This window comes from Pseudarthrobacter sp. S3 (assembly GCF_050156905.1).
GTDB lineage: Bacteria > Actinomycetota > Actinomycetes > Actinomycetales > Micrococcaceae > Arthrobacter.
In genome coordinates this window covers 3,089,773-3,106,415 of the sequence record NZ_CP189583.1, presented here as the reverse complement: position 1 = coordinate 3,106,415, position 16,643 = coordinate 3,089,773, and the positions used below count along the sequence as shown (strand labels likewise).

Genomic DNA, 16,643 nt, shown 5'->3' with positions numbered 1-16,643 from the left:
AGCCCAGCGCGTCCATCACCTAGACTTGACCCCGATGTCTAGATTATTTGGAACAGATGGTGTCCGGGGCTTGGCTAACGGCCTGTTGACGGCAGAGCTTGCGATGCAGCTTGCCCAGGCAGCCGCCGTCGTGCTTGGTCATGACCGCAATACCAACGGCACCCGGCCTCGGGCCGTGGTGGCGCGTGACCCCCGCGCCAGCGGGGAATTCATCGCCGCCGCCGTTGAGGCGGGGCTCTCCAGCTCCGGTATTGACGTCTATGACGCCGGTGTCCTCCCGACGCCGGCTGCGGCATACCTCGTGGCAGACCTCGACGCCGACTTCGGCGTGATGATCTCGGCCTCCCACAATCCCGCACCGGATAACGGGATCAAGTTCTTCGCCCGTGGCGGCCAGAAGCTCCCCGACGACGTCGAGAACGCCATCGAGGAACAGATGAGCAAGGAGCCGGTGCGGCCCGTCGGCAGCGACGTGGGCAGGATCCAGCGCTTCTCCGACGCCGAGGACCGCTACATCGTCCACCTCCTGCAGACGCTCCCGCACCGCCTGGACGGGCTGAAGGTTGTGCTGGACTGCGCCCACGGCGCCGCCAGCGGCTGCTCACCCCAGGTCTTCAAGGACGCCGGCGCTGAGGTCATAGTGATCGGCGCCGATCCGGACGGCCACAACATCAACGACGGCGTGGGCTCCACCCACCTCGGCCCGCTGCAGGCCGCCGTGATCAAGCACGGTGCGGATCTTGGCATCGCCCACGACGGTGACGCTGACCGCTGCCTGGCCGTGGACCATGAAGGAACTGAAGTGGATGGCGACCAGATCATGGCGATCCTCGCCGTGGCGCTCAAGGCATCCGGCAAACTGGCTGACGACGTCCTGGTGGCCACAGTAATGAGCAACCTCGGCCTCAAGATCGCCCTCCGCGAAGCGGGCATCAGCATCCGCGAGACAGCCGTGGGGGACCGCTACGTTCTGGAAGGCATGCGGGACGGCGGATTCAACCTCGGCGGCGAACAGTCCGGCCACGTGATCTTCGCTGACTACGCCACCACCGGCGACGGCGTCCTCACCGGTTTGCAGTTGGCGGCGCAGATCGCGCTGACGGGCAAACCGCTCAAGGAGTTGGCTACCGTGATGACCAAGCTCCCGCAGGTACTCATCAACGTCCAGGGCGTGGACCGCAGCCGCGTGGGCAGCTCCGAGGTGCTGGCTCAGGCCGTGGTCGTGGCCGAAGCGGAACTGGGCGACACCGGACGGGTCCTGCTCCGCCCGTCAGGTACTGAACCGGTAGTGCGCGTCATGGTGGAAGCGGCCGATGAAGCTACGGCCGAGTCCATCGCCGAGCGTCTTGTCCAGGTGGTCCGCACCGAACTCGCGCTGGAGCTAGTCGCGGACTGACAGCGCTGACAGTACAATCAGCAACTCGCGACATCATGCGAGAAGGGAGTTGCTGATTGTGGGGCCTTAAGGGACGCAGGCCTCGGGGTCAGCTCCCCGTAAGGGAGCGCCCCGGGAGGCGGTACTTGCAGCCGCCAGCAGCATGGTCAGAACAGGCCGGGAACAAATCGCTTAGTTCGCAGCTTGTATGCTGCATATTCGGGCAAGTTCTCCTCTAGTAGCAGCTCCTCCTGGATTGCTCGGTAGGCCTGAATTGCGCCCAGTGCCAAAAGGATTGCCGTCTTCAACAACGTGGGACTGAAGCACACTGCGCCGGTCAGAGTCACCATCTCTCCGACGTAAAGAGGGTTACGGATTAGCCGATAGGGACCGTGCTGCACGAGCGTTCTCACTTGGGGTTCCACGCCGAAACTCTTACCGAGCGTCATCAGGGAATAGACAGTGAAGGACATTCCCAGAGCCATGAGCCCCACCGCAAACGAAGCTAATCCCTCGGAAACTTCCGAGCCACCAGCAAACACGAACAGGAAAGGCAGGAAGGTCCCCACGTAGGCAGCGGCCGTGGGCGCAATCCGTCCGCTCCGGGCACTTGCAGGGTTCCTTGTGAGAAGGAAGAAGACCAGCATGATATAAAAGACGGTCATCAACACTTGGTAGGTCAGGTGCAACGCAGTGACAAGGACAGAAACCGACGCGCGATTCCCACCCGAAAATAGTGCGGATATCGACCACAATAACAAGAGTGCCATGACCGGGACCAGAATCACCCGTTCAATGTCAATTGACCTCAACTGCGCGCGAAGTTTCATCGAAAAATAGCCTTCCAGAGAGTTGCAGACCCATCCAAAAAATCCGCAGTCGCTATTCCGCGGCTTCCCCGGTTGAGGTGGCGGTGCAATGAGCCTAACCCGAATTTTTCATGATGGTCGGGTTGGACGTCGGGTTCTGGTTTGATTCTGGTCCGGATTGGATTTCGTCGTTTGGGCGCGTGGGTTTGGGCCTGTTGGTGAATATTGGCTTCCAAGGAGGCCACGTGTGGTGCGGGTCAGAGCCACCTCCCTAAACCACGGATCGTGTCGTTCAGAGCCACGGTTGGTGTGGTTGAGAGCCACCTGTAAAGCTCCTTCCACCATGTGATGGCCACGTGGTGGAAGGAGTACCGGTAATGGTACGGAAGATCAAGGCGAAACTGGTCTTGCAGTTACGAAATCAGGGGTTGTCGGGCAGGGCGATCGCCTCGGCGCAGGGCATCGCCCGCAATAGCATTCAGGCGGTCCTCGATGCGGCGGAGCTGGCAGGTCTCGGTTGGGATGATGTCGCGGAGCTGTCGGAGGCCGAGGTGTATGCGGTGTTGTTTCCGGGCCGCGGGGTGCACGAGAGCGTGTTCGCGCAGCCGGACTGGGTTCGAATTCACACCGAGCTGGCCCGGGTCGGGGTGACGTTGAAGCTCCTCCATCAGGAGTATGTTGACGCGACTTCAATGGCGGCGCAGGCAACGATGAGTTATGACCGGTTCTGCCGGCTCTATGGCGACTACGCCGCGGTGTCGGGGGCGACGTCGCGGGTCGGGCATAAGGCCGGCCGCAGTATCGAGGTCGACTGGTCCGGGCCCACGATGCAGCTGCTGGATCTCACCACGGGCGAGATCTCGAAGGTGTATCTGTTCGTCGCCTGCCTGCCCTTCAGCCGGTATGCGTTCGTGGAAGCCTGCCTTGATATGCGGCAGGAGTCGTGGCTACGCGCCCACACATCGATGTTCACCTTCTTCGGCGGCAGCGTCCCGCGCCTGGTGCCCGACAACCTGAAGACCGGGGTCATCTCCCACCCGAAGGAGGGCGAAGTCGTCCTGAATGACGCTTACCGGGAGATGGCGGCGCACTACTCGGCCGCCGTACTCCCCGGCAGAGTGAGACACCCTCGAGACAAGAGCAGTGCCGAGAACACGGTCTCCCACGTCGCGACCTGGGTCATCGCGGGCTTGCGGCATGAGCAGTTTACGTCGCTGCCGCAGTTGCGCACCCGGATTTATGAGCAGATCGATTCCTATAACCGGCAGCCGTTCCAAAAACGCGACGGGTCCCCAGGGCTCCTGACACAGGAGGATGCTGGGGAGTGACTTCCGCGTGGTTCCGCTGATCTTGTCTGCGGGCTGGCTGTTAATTTTTCCCTGTTTGCGATAAAATCTAGACAAGATAATTGATCGTGATGAGCGGGGTGGGAAGATGGGTGCGATGACTGCTCAGCTGCCTCTTCCTGCCTCGATGGACGCCGGAGCCGTCCCGATAGGCGCCGCCGCGTCGCTGGTCGAAGACGAGGAAGGCGGCCGGGTTTTCGTCCATGGCGAGCTCTCCTACGGTTGGGATGCCGGGGATTCGGTGTCCCGTCGGTTCGCGGCGGCGAAACTGGCGGACATCAAAGCCGGTTCGGTCGCCGAGGTAGCTGCCGCGTTCGGAGTGGATCCGGGCACGTTATGGCGGTGGCGCCAGGACCTGGCCGCGGCCGGTGTGCTGGGCCTGTCCCCGGAAAAGTCCGGCCCGAAAGGGCCCAGCCGGCTGACGGACGCCGTGATGTCCCGGATCCGTTCCCTTCGTGCGACGGGATTATCCCTGCGCGCCGTTGGAGCGGCTGTGGGCGTCTCCGAATTCAGTGTCCGCCGCACCCTGGCCATGGAAACCCCGGCCCCGGAAGAGCCGGCTGCTGCGCACCCGGGTCCTCCGGTAACGGAGCCGGTCCAAGAGGAGTTGCCGGTGCTCCCTGCACCGGTGGACCGGTCCGGCGAACGGGCGTGGGCCCGGACCGGGTTGGTCCAGTGCGCGGCACCGGTGTTCGCACCCGCAGCAAGGGTGCCGCTGGCCGGACTGTTCCTGGCCCTGCCCGCCCTCGAGCGCACCGGGCTTTTGGAGTGCGCGAAGGAGGTCTTCGGGGCGTTGCCGAACGGGTTCTACGGGTTGGAGACCATCCTGACCGGCGCCGTGTTCCAGGCCCTGGCGGGGGAACCACGCGCCGAGGGGATCACCCGGATCGACCCGGCAGCGCTCGGCAGGGTCCTGGGCCTGGACCGCGCCCCGGAAGTGAAAACCCTCCGCCGTAAAACCGCCGCCCTGGCCACGAAAGGCAAGGCCGGAGAGCTGCTGACCGCCATGGCTGCCAGACACCTCAATGGCAGTCACGACGAGGGCGGGGATCTGGCTGCTGTGCTCTATGTTGATGGGCATGTCCGCGCCTACCAGGGCACGCGGAAGATCGGGAAAGTCCATTCAACGAGGTTGAAGTTCCCGGTCCCGGCGACCGAGGAAACCTGGGTCGCCGACGCTGCCGGCGCCCCCGTGCTGGTGGTCATGGCCGAGCCCGGGGCCGCGCTGACCGGGGAACTGCGCCGTCTCCTGCCGAGACTGCGCACCATCATCGGGGATGACCGCCGGGTGCTGGTCGGGTTCGACCGGGGCGGCTGGTCCCCGGCACTCTTCAAACACATGGCAGAGAACAACTTCGATGTGTTGACGTGGCGCAAAGGCACCACCGAAGACATTCCGTCATCCCTGTTCACCGAGGTCGCCCACACCGACGAACACGGACAAACCCGGACCTGGGAAGCCGCCGACACCGCCGTGGAGGTGCCCGTCGGGACGACCGGGGAAGTGTTTCCGATGCGCCAGCTCAGCCGCCAGGTCAACACTCCCGGCGGCGGGTCCCGGCAGATCCACATCCTCACCACCAACACCAACATGCCCGCCGGAGAGATCATCTACCGGATGGGCGCGAGGTGGCGGCAGGAAAACTATTTCCGCTACGCCAGGATCCGCTTCGCCCTGGACTCCCACGACGCCTACACATCCACTGATGATGATCCGGAACGGTCAGTGCCGAACCCGGCCAAACGCCTCGCCTACCAGCAGGTCCTCGCCGCCAGGACCCGGTACGAGAAGACCCTGGCCGAGACCGACGCCGCGATGCTCGCGGCCCGCACCCCGCCGCCGGGAACATCCACAATCCTGATCACGAACACCATGCACAACAAGATCACCGCGGACCTGCTGACCGCCGAAACCGCTCTCGAGGCCGCGCAGGCAGCCCACAAGGGGATCCCTGCCCGGGTTCCGCTCGGCGAGATCGCCCCGGGCCAGCGGGTCCTGGAGAGCGAGACGAAACTGCTCAGCCATGCGATCCGGATGGCCGCGTTCAACACCGCATCAACGCTGGCGAGGGAGGTCCGGACCAACACCGGCTACGCCCGCGGCGAGGACGAAGCCCACACCCTGATCCGTCAGGTCCTCACCGGCAGCGGCGACATCGACCCCCGCATCGACGGCTACCTCACCATCCGTCTCGATCCGCTCCCCACCCAACGGGCAACCACCGCGATCAGCGAGCTCTGCACCCACCTCACCACCACCGAAACCCGTTACCCGGGCACGGACCGGATCCTACGATTCGAAATCAAAAACAAAGAAACGTCACTCAAAAACTAAATCGCTACGTCCAGAGTCCTGGGTCCCGGCTGAGCGTCTTCACCACGGAGGAGAAACCGCTGCTGCAACCGCTGCCGGCGGCGCCGTTCGAGATCAGCACGTGGTCCTACAAGCGCAAGGTGAACAAGAACGCTCACGTGGTCTGGGCGAAGAACTTCTACTCCGTCCCCTTCAGCCACATCGGCGCCCTGGTGGACCTTCGCGTCACCGAGACGATGCTGGAGGTCTATCGGCGTGATGAGCGCCTGACCAGCCACCTGCTGCTGCCGGTAAGCACGGTGAATCAGTATCAGACGAACGACGCGGACCTGCCCGAGGGACGCAGTTGGCAGGCCTGGGATCGGGCCCGGATCGAGGAGTGGGCGGCGCGGATGGGCCCGGCGACCGTCACAGTGATCGGGAAGATCTTCGAGACCGTATTCATCGACGAGGCCGGCATCGACGCGGCGCTGGCCGTATTGCGCCTGTCGCGCCGGTTCTCACCGGCCCGGGTCGAAGCCGCTTGTCAGCTCGCGCTGCGGGGCCGGGTCCGCTCTCCGCGCTACGCCCATTTGCGGCCGATCCTCGACACCGGGCAGGACAAAACCGGACACACACCCGAACCGGAACCGGATGATGGCGGCTATGTCCGCGGCGGCGCCTACTACGCCGGAGGCACCCGATGAGCGCGCTGGATGGAGAGACCAAACGCAAGCTCCGGGAGATGAACGCCGGCGAGCTGCTGGAGGCGATCGATACCCAGGACGAGACCTTGTCGATCAGTTTGACGTTCGAGGAGCGGGTGAGGTTGGTCGTCGATGACGCCTACTCGACCTTCATGCATTCCAAGGTCGCCGGGTTGATCCGGCGGGCGGGGCTGCGTTATCCGAACGCGGATTTGCGCCGCATCGACCTGCTCGACGAGCGCGGCCTGAACCGGCAAGTGCTGACCCAGCTCGGCACCTGCTCGTTCGTGACCCGGCAGCAGAACGTCGTCTTCCAGGGCTTCACCGGGTCGGGGAAGTCGTATCTGGGATGCGCGATCGCCAAACGCGCCTGCGAGCACCGCATCCGCGCCCACTACGTCCGGATGCCCGACCTCGAGGAAGCCTGGGCCGCCGCCCAGGACACCCCCGGCGGCGCCGGGAAGTTCCTGCGCAAATATGCCGCCTTCACGCTTTTGGTGATCGACGAGTGGTTGCTGGACCGGCCGACGGAATCGATGCGGACAATGCTGCTGGAGTTGATGGAGCGCCGTTACGGCGAGACATCGACGGTGTTCTGCACCCAGTACCAGCAGAAGGACTGGCACCAGCGCCTCGGCTCCGGTGTTCACGCCGACGCGATCATGGACCGCATCATCCACAACACCGTCTGGGTCGAGACCGGCACCCACAACATGAGGGAGCAGACCGCCCTCACCAGCGCTTAAGGTCGGGCCGAGGGCCAGTGGCTCCCAACCACACCACCACTCGCTCTCTTCCGCACGATCGCTGGCTCTGAACCGCACGATCGGGTGGCTCTCAAGGCATCAAATACTCACTGTTGGTTCTCAGGCCGGGAGCGGACCCGTTGTCGGAGATTGTTTTTCAGCTCGGTGATGGCGGCCAGGAGTGTGGTGATCGTGCCCCCGATCTGCCACCACCGGCGACGGCGTCCTTACCGGCCTGCAGACCGCTGCCACGTGGCAATCAAGGAGTTGGCCACCGTGATGACCAAGCTCCCGCAGGTACTCATCAACGTCAAGGGCGTTGACCGCAGCGGCGTGGGAAGTTCCGAGGCGCTGGCACAGGCCGTGGTCCTGGCCGAAGCCGAACTGGGTGACACCGGACGTGTCCTACTCCGCCCCTCAGGCACCGAGCCCGTAGTGCGCGTCATGGTGGAAGCGGCCGATGAAGCGACGGCTGAGTCCATCGCCGAGCGCCTTGCCCAGGTTGTCCGCACGGAACTCGCGCTCGAACTGGTCACCGACTGACTGGTTATTGACCGATCCAAGACACAAGCAAGTGTGGCCCGCCTCCTTCAGGAATCGGGCTACAGTTGGTTGCCGTGAAGTTAGGGGGTTCGGGACTTCAGCGCATCCCGGATTTCGGTAAGCAGGGCGATCTGCGGGTCTTCCGCAGCCTCTTCCTTGACGTCCTTGTTGATTCCCAGCTTGCGGTTACGGAGCTCGATCATGTGGTTCATGGGAAGTACCACCACGAAGTAGATGGAGGCGGCCACCAGCACGAAAGAAATGATGGAGGAGATGACGGACCCATACATGAATCCCTCCCACTGCATCTCTTCAACGCCCTTCGCACTGAACAGACGTCCGATCAGCGGCGTCAGCAGGCCCTGGACGATAGAGGTTACGACGGAGCTGAAAGCAGCACCCATCACAACTGCGACGGCAAGGTCAACGACGTTGCCCTTCATAATGAAATTTTTGAATCCTGTCAGCATGAGTACCAAGCTAGCGCATCGCCGTTAACAGAGGATGACGCCCCTGCAACACATCAGCCCGGTGTTTAGGCATATCCTGGCGCCGCGTCCACCCCGAAGTACTCCTCCACGGTGCCGATACCCCGGGCCGCCATGTCCGTTGCGGCTTCCACGCCGATGAACCGCAGGTGCCACGGCTCGTAGTAGTAGCCGGTGATCGGGTGGAACATCCACGGGTACCGCACCACAAAGCCGAAGCGATGGCCGTTTGCCTTCGCCCACACGGCCGCCGGCTGATCCGCGAAGCAGGGCTGGAAGCTGCACGCCCCGCCGCCGTCGCCGATGTCGAAGGACCAGCCGGTCTGGTGCTCCGAGTAGCCGGGCCTTGCGCTGGCGGTGTCGGCATCGGCCTGGCCGCGGGCAGCCACATAGCCGTTGTACGTGGCCACCTGCGTGCCGTAGGAGCGGTAACCGCTCGCGAGCGTCATGACAACGCCGTCCTGCCCGGCCGCGGCGAACATCGCTTCCGCGGCAGCCGCCGTCGTGCTGTTCAGCAGTGCCGCCTCGCCCGAAACGGCCAGCCGGACGTTGGGCTGGACCAGATCCGCCGGAACGTAGTCCGCCGGCGCCAGCGGACGGTGTTTGTTGACCACCAGCCACGGGCTGGCCGGATCCGTCAGCGAGAACTGACGGGGCAGCGCCGCCGACGGCGGTACGGCAGCCTGCGGCGGCGGCTCAGCTGCCGCCGTCGTGCTTTCCACTGAAGGGTCCGCGACCGCAGAGGGGGACGCGGAGGTCACCGCCGGGGCAGCGGAGGACGACGGCGCCACCCCGGCCGGTGCCTCCGGCGTACACGCTGCCAGGACAGTCAGTCCCGCTCCGGCGGCGAGGAAACGGGCGAAGGAGCGGCGGCTGGCCCCCGAAAGGCCGCCTGCCATGCAGTCGTGGCACACGTGGGTTAAACCTTCCGCAGGAGCATGCGGCGGATGGAGTGGTCCGCGTCCTTGGTCAGCACCAGCTGGGCGCGGCCACGGGTGGGGAGGACGTTTTCCTCCAGGTTGGGCTCGTTGATGCGCTTCCAGATGTCCCGGGCAGTGGTCTCCGCTTCGGACTCGGAGAGGGTGGCATACCTGTGGAAGTAGGACTCCGGCTGCGCGAATGCGGTGCTCTGGAGCTTCCGGAACCGCTCCACGTACCACTCCTCGATGAAGGAGGTCTTGGCATCCACATAGATGGAGAAATCGAAGAAATCGCTCAGCGCCAGCCCCTGCTTGCCGTCGTGGCGCGGGCGGGCGGGGGCCAGCACGTTCAGGCCCTCCACAATCAGCACGTCCGGGCGGCGGACCACCACTTCCTTGTCCGGAACGATGTCGTAGGTAACGTGGGAGTACCAGGGTGCCCGGACCTCCTCCGCGCCGCCCTTGATCTCGCTCACAAAACGCAGCAGCGCGCGGCGGTCGTAAGACTCCGGGAAGCCCTTGCGTTCCAGCAGCTGGCGCCGTTTGAGCTCGGCCAGGGGATACAGGAAGCCGTCCGTGGTGATCAGCTCCACGTTGGGGGTGCCGGGCCAGCGCCGCAGCATTTCCCGGAGCACGCGGGCGATGGTGGATTTGCCCACGGCCACCGAGCCGGCCACGCCGATGACGAAGGGAGTGCGCTGGGTCTGCTCTCCCAGGAAGGTGGTGGTGGCCGAATGAAGCTGGCCCGCGGCCTCCACATAAAGGTGTAGGAGCCGCGACAGGGGCAGGTAGACCTCGCGGATCTCCTTCATGTCCAGAGGATCGCCGAGGCCACGCAGACGGACAATGTCCTCTTCGTTAAGCGGCTGCTTCATCTGGGCGGCGAGCCGGGACCACGTCTGGCGGTCCAGCTCAACGAACGGGGAGACACCCTCTCCATTCGCTTCATTGCGTTGCAAAGTCACTTTAGAGATTCTGCCCCGCGGGCGGCTGAGAGCGAAATGGAGCACCCTGTTGTCACGACTTACCATCAGGATGATCGCAACCGTGTTGCGCTGGCCTCAGGTATTTTTGCTCGCGCGGATGGCGCTGCTTTATGCCAAAGAATCCACAATTATCGTGATTTCGAAATAATTTCCGCTGGGCCTCTCGCCGCTCGTGCCGCCGCAACGGGAGTTCTGCTGGCTGTCGATGAGCTGCAGGAAGCACCAAAGGAGGACCTGGAGGCGCTCAACGTCGCCTTGCACCAGCTCGGCCAAGATCCGCGTCCCGCGACGCTCATGTTCCTCGGCACGGGCCTCCCGTCGCTGCCTTCCGTCCTTTCCAAAGCTTCCACCTACGCAGAGCGCATCTATCTATACCGAACTGTGGGGCTCCTAAGCGACGAGGACACCAAAGACGCCCTCGCAACACCATCGCAGCGGGAGCGCGTGACCTGGAGCGAAAATGCCTTGGTTGTTGTCCTGAAAGCATCCGGCGGGTACCCATATTTCGTCCAGGCCTGCGGCAAGCACATCTGGGATGTTGCGGCTTCCCGGACAATCGACGCAGATGATGCACGCATAGGGATCGGCAGGGCCCGCGACGAAGTGGACGCCGGACTCTACAACTCACGCTGGTAAAGGGCGACCACTGCCCAGCAGGAGTTTATGGCTGCCATGGCCCAGGACAACGACGCCCCTTCACTGGTCAGCGACATCGCTACACGGCTGGGCAGGGTTCAAACCGCGGTGTCCGCAGCGAGGCATTCACTAATCCACGCGGGTCTCATCTACGCCCACGCCGCGGCTATCTCGCCTTCACCGTTCCTGGGATGGCGGATTACATCAGCAGGTTTGGGCGTGAGCCTCGTCACGCGGTTTAGATCTCAGCGCAGCTGCCGATAAGCTGGGGCCCATGTGTGGAATCGTTGGATATGTGGGCCATTCTGACCGTGGGAATTCCGGTCACAGCGCGTTGGATGTAGTCCTTGAAGGATTGCGCCGCCTGGAGTACCGGGGTTACGACTCCGCGGGCGTGGCGGTGGTCTCGCACGGGTCCATCGAGTCCCGGAAGAAGTCCGGCAAGCTGAGCAACCTCCTCGCCGAGCTGGAGGAACACCCGCTGCCGGAGACGTTCACCGGTATCGGCCACACCCGCTGGGCCACGCACGGCGGCCCCACGGACCAGAACGCGCACCCGCACCTGTCTGACGGCGGCAAGCTGGCCCTGATCCACAACGGCATCATCGAAAACTTCGCCGAGCTCAAGCTCGAGCTCGTGGCCAAGGGCTACGCCTTCGAGTCCGAGACGGACACTGAAGTCGCGGCCGTGCTGCTGGGGGATATCTTCCGCACCAAACTCGATGGTGGGGCGTCCGAGGGCGGCCTGACCACCGCGATGCAGCTCGCCTGCCAGCGCCTTGAGGGTGCGTTCACGCTGCTTGCCGTGCACGCTGACCAGCCGGACGTTGTGGTGGCTGCACGCCGTAACTCACCCCTGGTGGTGGGCCTGGGCGAGGGCGAGAACTTCCTGGGCTCGGACGTGTCCGGATTCATTGACTACACCCGCCGTGCGGTGGAGCTGGGCCAGGACCAGATCGTCACCATCACCGCGGACACGGTGGAGATCACCGATTTCTATGGCGCCCCGGCCGAGGGCAAGGAATACCACGTGGACTGGGACCCGGAATCCGCGGAAAAGGGCGGGTTCCCGTCCTTCATGGAGAAGGAAATCCATGACCAGCCCAACGCCGTGCTGCAGACCCTGCTGGGCCGCTCGGACGTCAACGGCAAGCTGACCCTCGATGAGCTCCGGATCGACCCGCAGCTGCTGAAGAACATCGACAAGATCATTGTGCTGGCCTGCGGCACGTCCGCGTACGCCGGGCAGGTGGCCAAGTACGCCATCGAGCGCTGGTGCCGGATCGCCACCGAGGTGGAACTCTCCCACGAGTTCCGCTACCGGGACCCGATCGTGGACGCGAACACCCTGATCGTCTCGATCTCCCAGTCCGGCGAGACCATGGACACCCTGATGGCTGTCCGCTACGCCAAGGAACAGGGCGCCAAGACAGTCTCGATCTGCAACACCAACGGCTCCACCATCCCGCGTGAATCCGACGCCGTGCTCTACACGCACGCCGGCCCGGAAATCGCGGTGGCCTCCACCAAGGCATTCCTGGCCCAGATCACCGCCGCCTACCTGCTGGGCCTGTACCTGGCGCAGCTGCGCGGGAACAAGTTCCAGGGCGAGATCAAGGACATCCTGGCGGACCTGAACAAGATCCCGGCCAAGATCCAGCGGATCCTGGACAACGAGGCGCAGATCAAGGAACTCGGCACGTCCATGAAGGATGCGAAGTCCGTGCTGTTCCTGGGCCGCCATGTTGGCTTCCCGGTAGCCATGGAAGGTGCGCTGAAGCTCAAGGAGCTCGCCTACATCCACGCCGAGGGGTTCGCTGCCGGTGAGCTCAAACACGGCCCGATCGCCCTGATCGAGGAAGGCCAGCCCGTGTTTGTGGTGGTCCCGTCCCCGCGCGGCCGCGACTCGCTGCACGCCAAGGTGGTCTCGAACATCCAGGAAGTCCGGGCCCGCGGCGCCAAGACCATCGTGATCGCCGAAGAGGGCGACGAGGCCGTGAAGGCCTACGCCGAGCACGTCTTCTACGTCCCGGAGACCGATACGCTGCTGGCCCCGCTGCTCAGCACGGTCCCGCTGCAGATCTTCGCCCTGGCCCTCGCCTCGGCCAAGGGCTACGACGTGGACCAGCCCCGCAACCTCGCCAAGAGCGTCACCGTAGAGTAACCGCAGGCTGATGAACACCGACGAACTGTTGGACCGGGCGGGGAACCTCAAGGAAGCACTGGTCGTCTACGCATCCTCACCGGGGTTCGCCCGGCGTCTTTCGCAGGCCATGTCAGACTTCTCCGGGCTTGGGGTGGGGAACAGAATCAGTGGGCGGAGGCCGTCGAGTCGCTGCTCTATGACCCGGACCAGGGCGGACGCGAGCCGCTACTCGACCGCTATCTGCGCACCAACAAGAATATTGAGTCTGACGAGCGACTCGTCTTCGAGGGTTGGCGGGAGCGTAGGCCAAGGGCCTGGGCGCCGACCTCCTGGTGGATACGCTCCAGGCTCCGACCGGCCATGCGGCGGTCGTAGCCGATCCGCCGCGAAAGCTCCAGGCAGAAGGCCTCGGCGTGCAGGGCGTGCTCGTTCCCGGCGGCCACCGGCTTGAGGATGTGGGTGGAGGCGGCGCCGTCGTCGCCCGCGTGCCAGACCCCGTCCAACAGGGCGAGGGCGGTCTTCGGCTGATAGCCGGCCAGGGAGCCACCCCCGCCGACGGCGCCAAGCGCGTGGTCGTGGATGACGGTCAACCGCTCGGCGATCTGCTCATCGGTCAGGGCCTCAAGGTTGGACCTGCCGGAGCCTTCTGGCAGCAGCCCACCAAAGAATGCGGTAGCCGCCTCCGGTGTCGAGGGCTGGCTGACGTCGAGCCGGCGGGCAAGCTCCCGCTGGGAGGGCCCGCTGCGCTGGCGGACGCCGTAGACCATCAGGCCCAGGTCGGCCACTGTTTTCATGACGCCGTGCAGACGGCTTCCTTGATGAGCTATTCGTAATAGGCGGGCATCGATTACCTTTTCGTAATCATGCCAGCGTGATTACGAAGACGTAATGGCACGAGGCCTTAGCGCCGGTAAACTTCCCGGCGGTGTCCCACACGCAATACCAAAATCAAAAGTTCCTGATCCCGGATCTCATAGATAATCCGGTAATCGCCGGTGCGGATGCGCCATTCCCCATCCCCGCCAACCAGCCGCATTCCCTTGGGTGGCCGCGGCGTGTCACTGAGGATTTCAATCACCTTGAGCACCCGCAGCTGTGCCTGCCGGTCAAGCTTCCGGATTTGTTTGGCCGCGACCGCCGTATATCGAACGCAAAACCGTCCCGTCATGCCTCGATGCCAAGGTCACGCAGCAGCTCCTCGTGAGTGATCGTCGGCCCCTCATCCGCCCGGGCAGCCCGTGCGGCGGCAACATCCTCGGCGTCCTCCAACGCCTCTACGGCGCGTTCATAAAAATCCGGGTCTACCACCACCGCGACAGCCCGCCCGCGGCGGGTGATATGAACCGGCTCGGAACGCACACCATCAATCAGCTCAGCCCAATGAATCCGGGCTTCATTCGAAGTAGTCGTTGTCATCTATCAACCTTACGAACCAAACGAACCGTAAGCAATACGTCCGTAGAGGTGGACATCCAGCGCGAACGCAATTGCGTCACTTGTGGGGCGCGCGGAGGGCGGCGGCCCGGAAATCCGGGGAACCGCGCCCGTCCCGGTCCAAAAGTGACGCAATTGCGCTGGCAGCACGTCGGCAGCAACTTGGTGCGGAGCGTCCCCGTAGAATAGCGCCATGATTGTTGGCATTGGCGTAGACGTTGTAGACATCGAGCGGTTCGGCCGCCAGCTTGAGCGCACCCCCGGGCTCCGGGACCGGCTGTTCGTGCCCGCTGAACGTGAACTGAACACCCGCTCGCTGGCCGCGCGGTTCGCCGCCAAGGAAGCGGTGGCCAAGGTGCTCGGCGCGCCTGCAGGCATGAACTGGCAGGACTGCTGGATCGGCCTGGACCAGCATGGACCCACCATCCAGGTTAAAGGCACCGTCCTCGCGGTGGCCGAGTCAAAGGGCGTCAAGCGGTGGCACGTCTCCATGAGCCACGACGGCGGGATCGCCACCGCCACGGTACTGGCCGAAGGCTGAGCCACCTCCTGCTCAACCCGACAATGCACCTGATGCCATGATCAGCGCCTATACCGGAACCCAAATCAGGGCTGCCGAACAGCCGTTCCTGTCTGCAGGGATGGGTGCTGTTCTGATGCAACGGGCCTCCCACGGGCTCGCCAACGCGGCGGTCCACGAGCTGAAGTCATGTGGCCGGCGGCTTTACGGCGCGAGCGTGACCGTGCTGGCGGGTAAGGGCAACAATGGCGGAGACGGCCTCTTCGCCGCCTCGATCCTGGCTGCCAGGGGAATGCGTACGACGGCGGTGCTCACCGCCAGAACCGCCCACGCCGAGGCGCTGGCTGCTTTTGAGCGCGCCGGCGGGCGGGTGCACCTTCTCACTGAGGTCAATGCCGGCCAGCTTGCGGCACACGTGGCGAGTGCCGACGTCGTGATTGACGCAATTCTGGGAACGGGCGCCAACGGGGGTCTACGCGGGGCGGCCGCTGACCTGGTCAGGGGTCTTGCGGAACTGCGGCTATCGTCCGGGGAGCCGGGGATCGTGGTGGCCTGCGATGTTCCCAGCGGCGTGGATGCCGATACCGGGGAAGCGCATGCGCCGGTGCTCACCGCGGATGTGACCGTAACATTCGGCGCAGCCAAGGTGGGACTGCTGGCGGACCCTGGCGCCGATCACGCCGGCCGCGTCCGTGTGGTGCCCATAGGCATCGAAGAAGACCTGCCGTGGCCGGCGCTGCGCAGGTTTGAGCTGCCGGACCTGGCCCGGCTCCTGCCGCAGCCCGGGAGGCGCTCGCACAAGTACTCCCGCGGCGTCCTGGGCGTTGTGGCCGGATCCGCCGACTATCCCGGCGCCGCCGTGCTCGCCTGCCGCGGCGCGCTGGCTGCCGGCGCGGCGATGGTCCGCTACCTGGGTCCGCCCGAGGTAGCCAACCTGGTCCGGCAGTCCTGCCCGGAAGTAGTCTGCAGCGCGGGCTCCGTTGCGGACACCCACGTCCAGGCGTGGCTGGTGGGTTCAGGCATGGGCCCCGGTGACACCGAACAGCTCCAGCGCGCCCACGACGCCGTAGAGTCCGGCCTGCCCGTGATCGCCGACGCCGGGGCGCTGCCTGCCCTGCCCGCGGTCCTGGCGCCGCAGGTGGTGCTCACGCCGCACGCCGGAGAACTGGCGTCCCTCCTGCAACGGCTTGCCTCGTCCCCGGACAGCCCCGACTTTGATCCTGCCCCCGACCGTAGCGCCGTCGAGTCCTCCACCCTCGGTGCTGCCCGGCATGCTGCCGTGCTGACCGAGGCCACCGTCCTGCTGAAGGGCGCCACCACGCTGGTCGCGTCGCCCTTCCAGGATTTCTACAGCCAGGCGGACGGCACACCGTGGCTTGCCACCGCCGGAAGCGGCGACGTCCTGGCCGGGATCATCGGCGCGCTGCTCGCCCAGATGGGGTCCGACGTCGGGCGCTTCCGTGACGCAGGCATCGATCCGGACGAGCGCTGGGCGGCTATTGCCGCCCTCGGTGCCAGCCTCCACGGCCTCGCGGGCGCGGCCACCTCCGGCGGCGGCCCGCTGACGGCCGGCCGGATTGCGGACGCAATACCAGACGTTTGGCATAAAGTCAGCCTGCTTAGTAAACCGGTGGGCCGGAAACGTAATAGTCACAGCCACCAGCTACCGTAGGCATAGGTTTTGTACCGGCAGG

15 protein-coding genes and 2 pseudogenes are annotated in these 16,643 nt (G+C 64.8%); 10 read left to right on the top strand and 7 right to left on the bottom strand.

Going from position 1 to position 16,643, the window contains the following annotated elements; all coding sequences use genetic code 11:
- Positions 1 to 34 precede the first annotated feature (34 nt).
- Positions 35 to 1,396: a phosphoglucosamine mutase gene (gene glmM / locus ACQCSV_RS14815; protein WP_426938689.1), complete on the top strand. Its 1,362-nt coding sequence runs from the start codon at positions 35 to 37 to the stop codon at positions 1,394 to 1,396.
- Positions 1,397 to 1,542: 146 nt separating this feature from the next.
- On the opposite strand, the gene ACQCSV_RS14810 is transcribed toward glmM, so the two are convergent.
- Entirely contained in the window at positions 1,543 to 2,205 is a 663-nt protein-coding gene (locus ACQCSV_RS14810) for a methyltransferase family protein (protein WP_426938688.1), read from the bottom strand.
- 356 nt (positions 2,206 to 2,561) lie between these two features.
- Between ACQCSV_RS14810 and istA the strand changes: the two are divergent.
- The 5 genes and pseudogenes from istA to ACQCSV_RS14785 all read left to right on the top strand — a co-directional run.
- A pseudogene (gene istA, locus ACQCSV_RS14805) lies at positions 2,562 to 3,500 on the top strand (IS21 family transposase); the annotation flags it as partial.
- 127 nt (positions 3,501 to 3,627) lie between these two features.
- A complete protein-coding gene (locus tag ACQCSV_RS14800; RefSeq protein ID WP_426938687.1) occupies positions 3,628 to 5,865 on the top strand; it encodes a putative transposase in 2,238 nt (745 codons plus the stop codon).
- Entirely contained in the window at positions 5,769 to 6,530 is a 762-nt protein-coding gene (locus ACQCSV_RS14795) for a Mu transposase domain-containing protein (RefSeq protein ID WP_426939571.1), read from the top strand. The genes ACQCSV_RS14800 and ACQCSV_RS14795 overlap by 97 nt, the downstream gene beginning before the upstream one ends.
- On the top strand, positions 6,527 to 7,276 hold the full coding sequence (locus ACQCSV_RS14790) for an ATP-binding protein (protein WP_354237381.1): 750 nt from the start codon (positions 6,527 to 6,529) through the stop codon (positions 7,274 to 7,276). The genes ACQCSV_RS14795 and ACQCSV_RS14790 overlap by 4 nt, the downstream gene beginning before the upstream one ends.
- A 205-nt stretch (positions 7,277 to 7,481) precedes the next feature.
- Positions 7,482 to 7,819: pseudogene (locus ACQCSV_RS14785) on the top strand (phosphoglucosamine mutase); the annotation flags it as partial.
- An 80-nt stretch (positions 7,820 to 7,899) separates the two neighbouring features.
- Here the strand turns inward: ACQCSV_RS14785 and mscL are convergent.
- From mscL to coaA, 3 genes are all read right to left on the bottom strand, one after another.
- Positions 7,900 to 8,289, bottom strand: coding sequence for a large conductance mechanosensitive channel protein MscL (gene mscL, locus ACQCSV_RS14780; RefSeq protein ID WP_426938686.1), 390 nt, complete (start codon positions 8,287 to 8,289; stop codon positions 7,900 to 7,902).
- Positions 8,290 to 8,354: 65 nt separating this feature from the next.
- Complete coding sequence (locus ACQCSV_RS14775) at positions 8,355 to 9,206, bottom strand: M15 family metallopeptidase (RefSeq protein ID WP_426938685.1); 852 nt, start codon at positions 9,204 to 9,206, stop codon at positions 8,355 to 8,357.
- Between the two features lie 20 nt (positions 9,207 to 9,226).
- Complete coding sequence (coaA, locus tag ACQCSV_RS14770) at positions 9,227 to 10,192, bottom strand: type I pantothenate kinase (RefSeq protein ID WP_354164229.1); 966 nt, start codon at positions 10,190 to 10,192, stop codon at positions 9,227 to 9,229.
- Between the two features lie 36 nt (positions 10,193 to 10,228).
- Between coaA and ACQCSV_RS14765 the strand changes: the two genes are divergently transcribed.
- A complete protein-coding gene (locus tag ACQCSV_RS14765; protein WP_354153350.1) occupies positions 10,229 to 10,849 on the top strand; it encodes a hypothetical protein in 621 nt (206 codons plus the stop codon).
- A gap of 274 nt (positions 10,850 to 11,123) precedes the next feature.
- Positions 11,124 to 13,013, top strand: a complete 1,890-nt coding sequence (gene glmS, locus ACQCSV_RS14760; protein WP_354153351.1) for a glutamine--fructose-6-phosphate transaminase (isomerizing) — start codon at positions 11,124 to 11,126, stop codon at positions 13,011 to 13,013.
- Positions 13,014 to 13,231: 218 nt separating this feature from the next.
- Here glmS and ACQCSV_RS14755 read toward each other — a convergent pair whose 3' ends face one another.
- The 3 genes from ACQCSV_RS14755 to ACQCSV_RS14745 all read right to left on the bottom strand — a co-directional run bounded on the left by ACQCSV_RS14755 (position 13,232) and on the right by ACQCSV_RS14745 (position 14,411).
- Complete coding sequence (locus tag ACQCSV_RS14755; protein ID WP_426938684.1) at positions 13,232 to 13,789, bottom strand: hypothetical protein; 558 nt, start codon at positions 13,787 to 13,789, stop codon at positions 13,232 to 13,234.
- 107 nt (positions 13,790 to 13,896) lie between these two features.
- Entirely contained in the window at positions 13,897 to 14,163 is a 267-nt protein-coding gene (locus ACQCSV_RS14750; protein WP_354153353.1) for a type II toxin-antitoxin system RelE/ParE family toxin, read from the bottom strand.
- The gene (locus tag ACQCSV_RS14745; protein WP_354153354.1) at positions 14,160 to 14,411 is read right to left on the bottom strand and encodes a type II toxin-antitoxin system Phd/YefM family antitoxin; all 252 of its coding nucleotides are present in this window, start codon (positions 14,409 to 14,411) and stop codon (positions 14,160 to 14,162) included. The genes ACQCSV_RS14750 and ACQCSV_RS14745 overlap by 4 nt, the downstream gene beginning before the upstream one ends.
- Positions 14,412 to 14,622: 211 nt before the next feature.
- Between ACQCSV_RS14745 and ACQCSV_RS14740 the strand changes: the two genes are divergently transcribed.
- Both ACQCSV_RS14740 and ACQCSV_RS14735 read left to right on the top strand, forming a co-directional pair.
- Complete coding sequence (locus ACQCSV_RS14740; RefSeq protein ID WP_056344245.1) at positions 14,623 to 14,970, top strand: holo-ACP synthase; 348 nt, start codon at positions 14,623 to 14,625, stop codon at positions 14,968 to 14,970.
- 37 nt (positions 14,971 to 15,007) lie between these two features.
- Complete coding sequence (locus ACQCSV_RS14735) at positions 15,008 to 16,621, top strand: NAD(P)H-hydrate epimerase (protein WP_426938683.1); 1,614 nt, start codon at positions 15,008 to 15,010, stop codon at positions 16,619 to 16,621.
- The last annotated feature ends 22 nt before the right edge of the window (positions 16,622 to 16,643 follow it).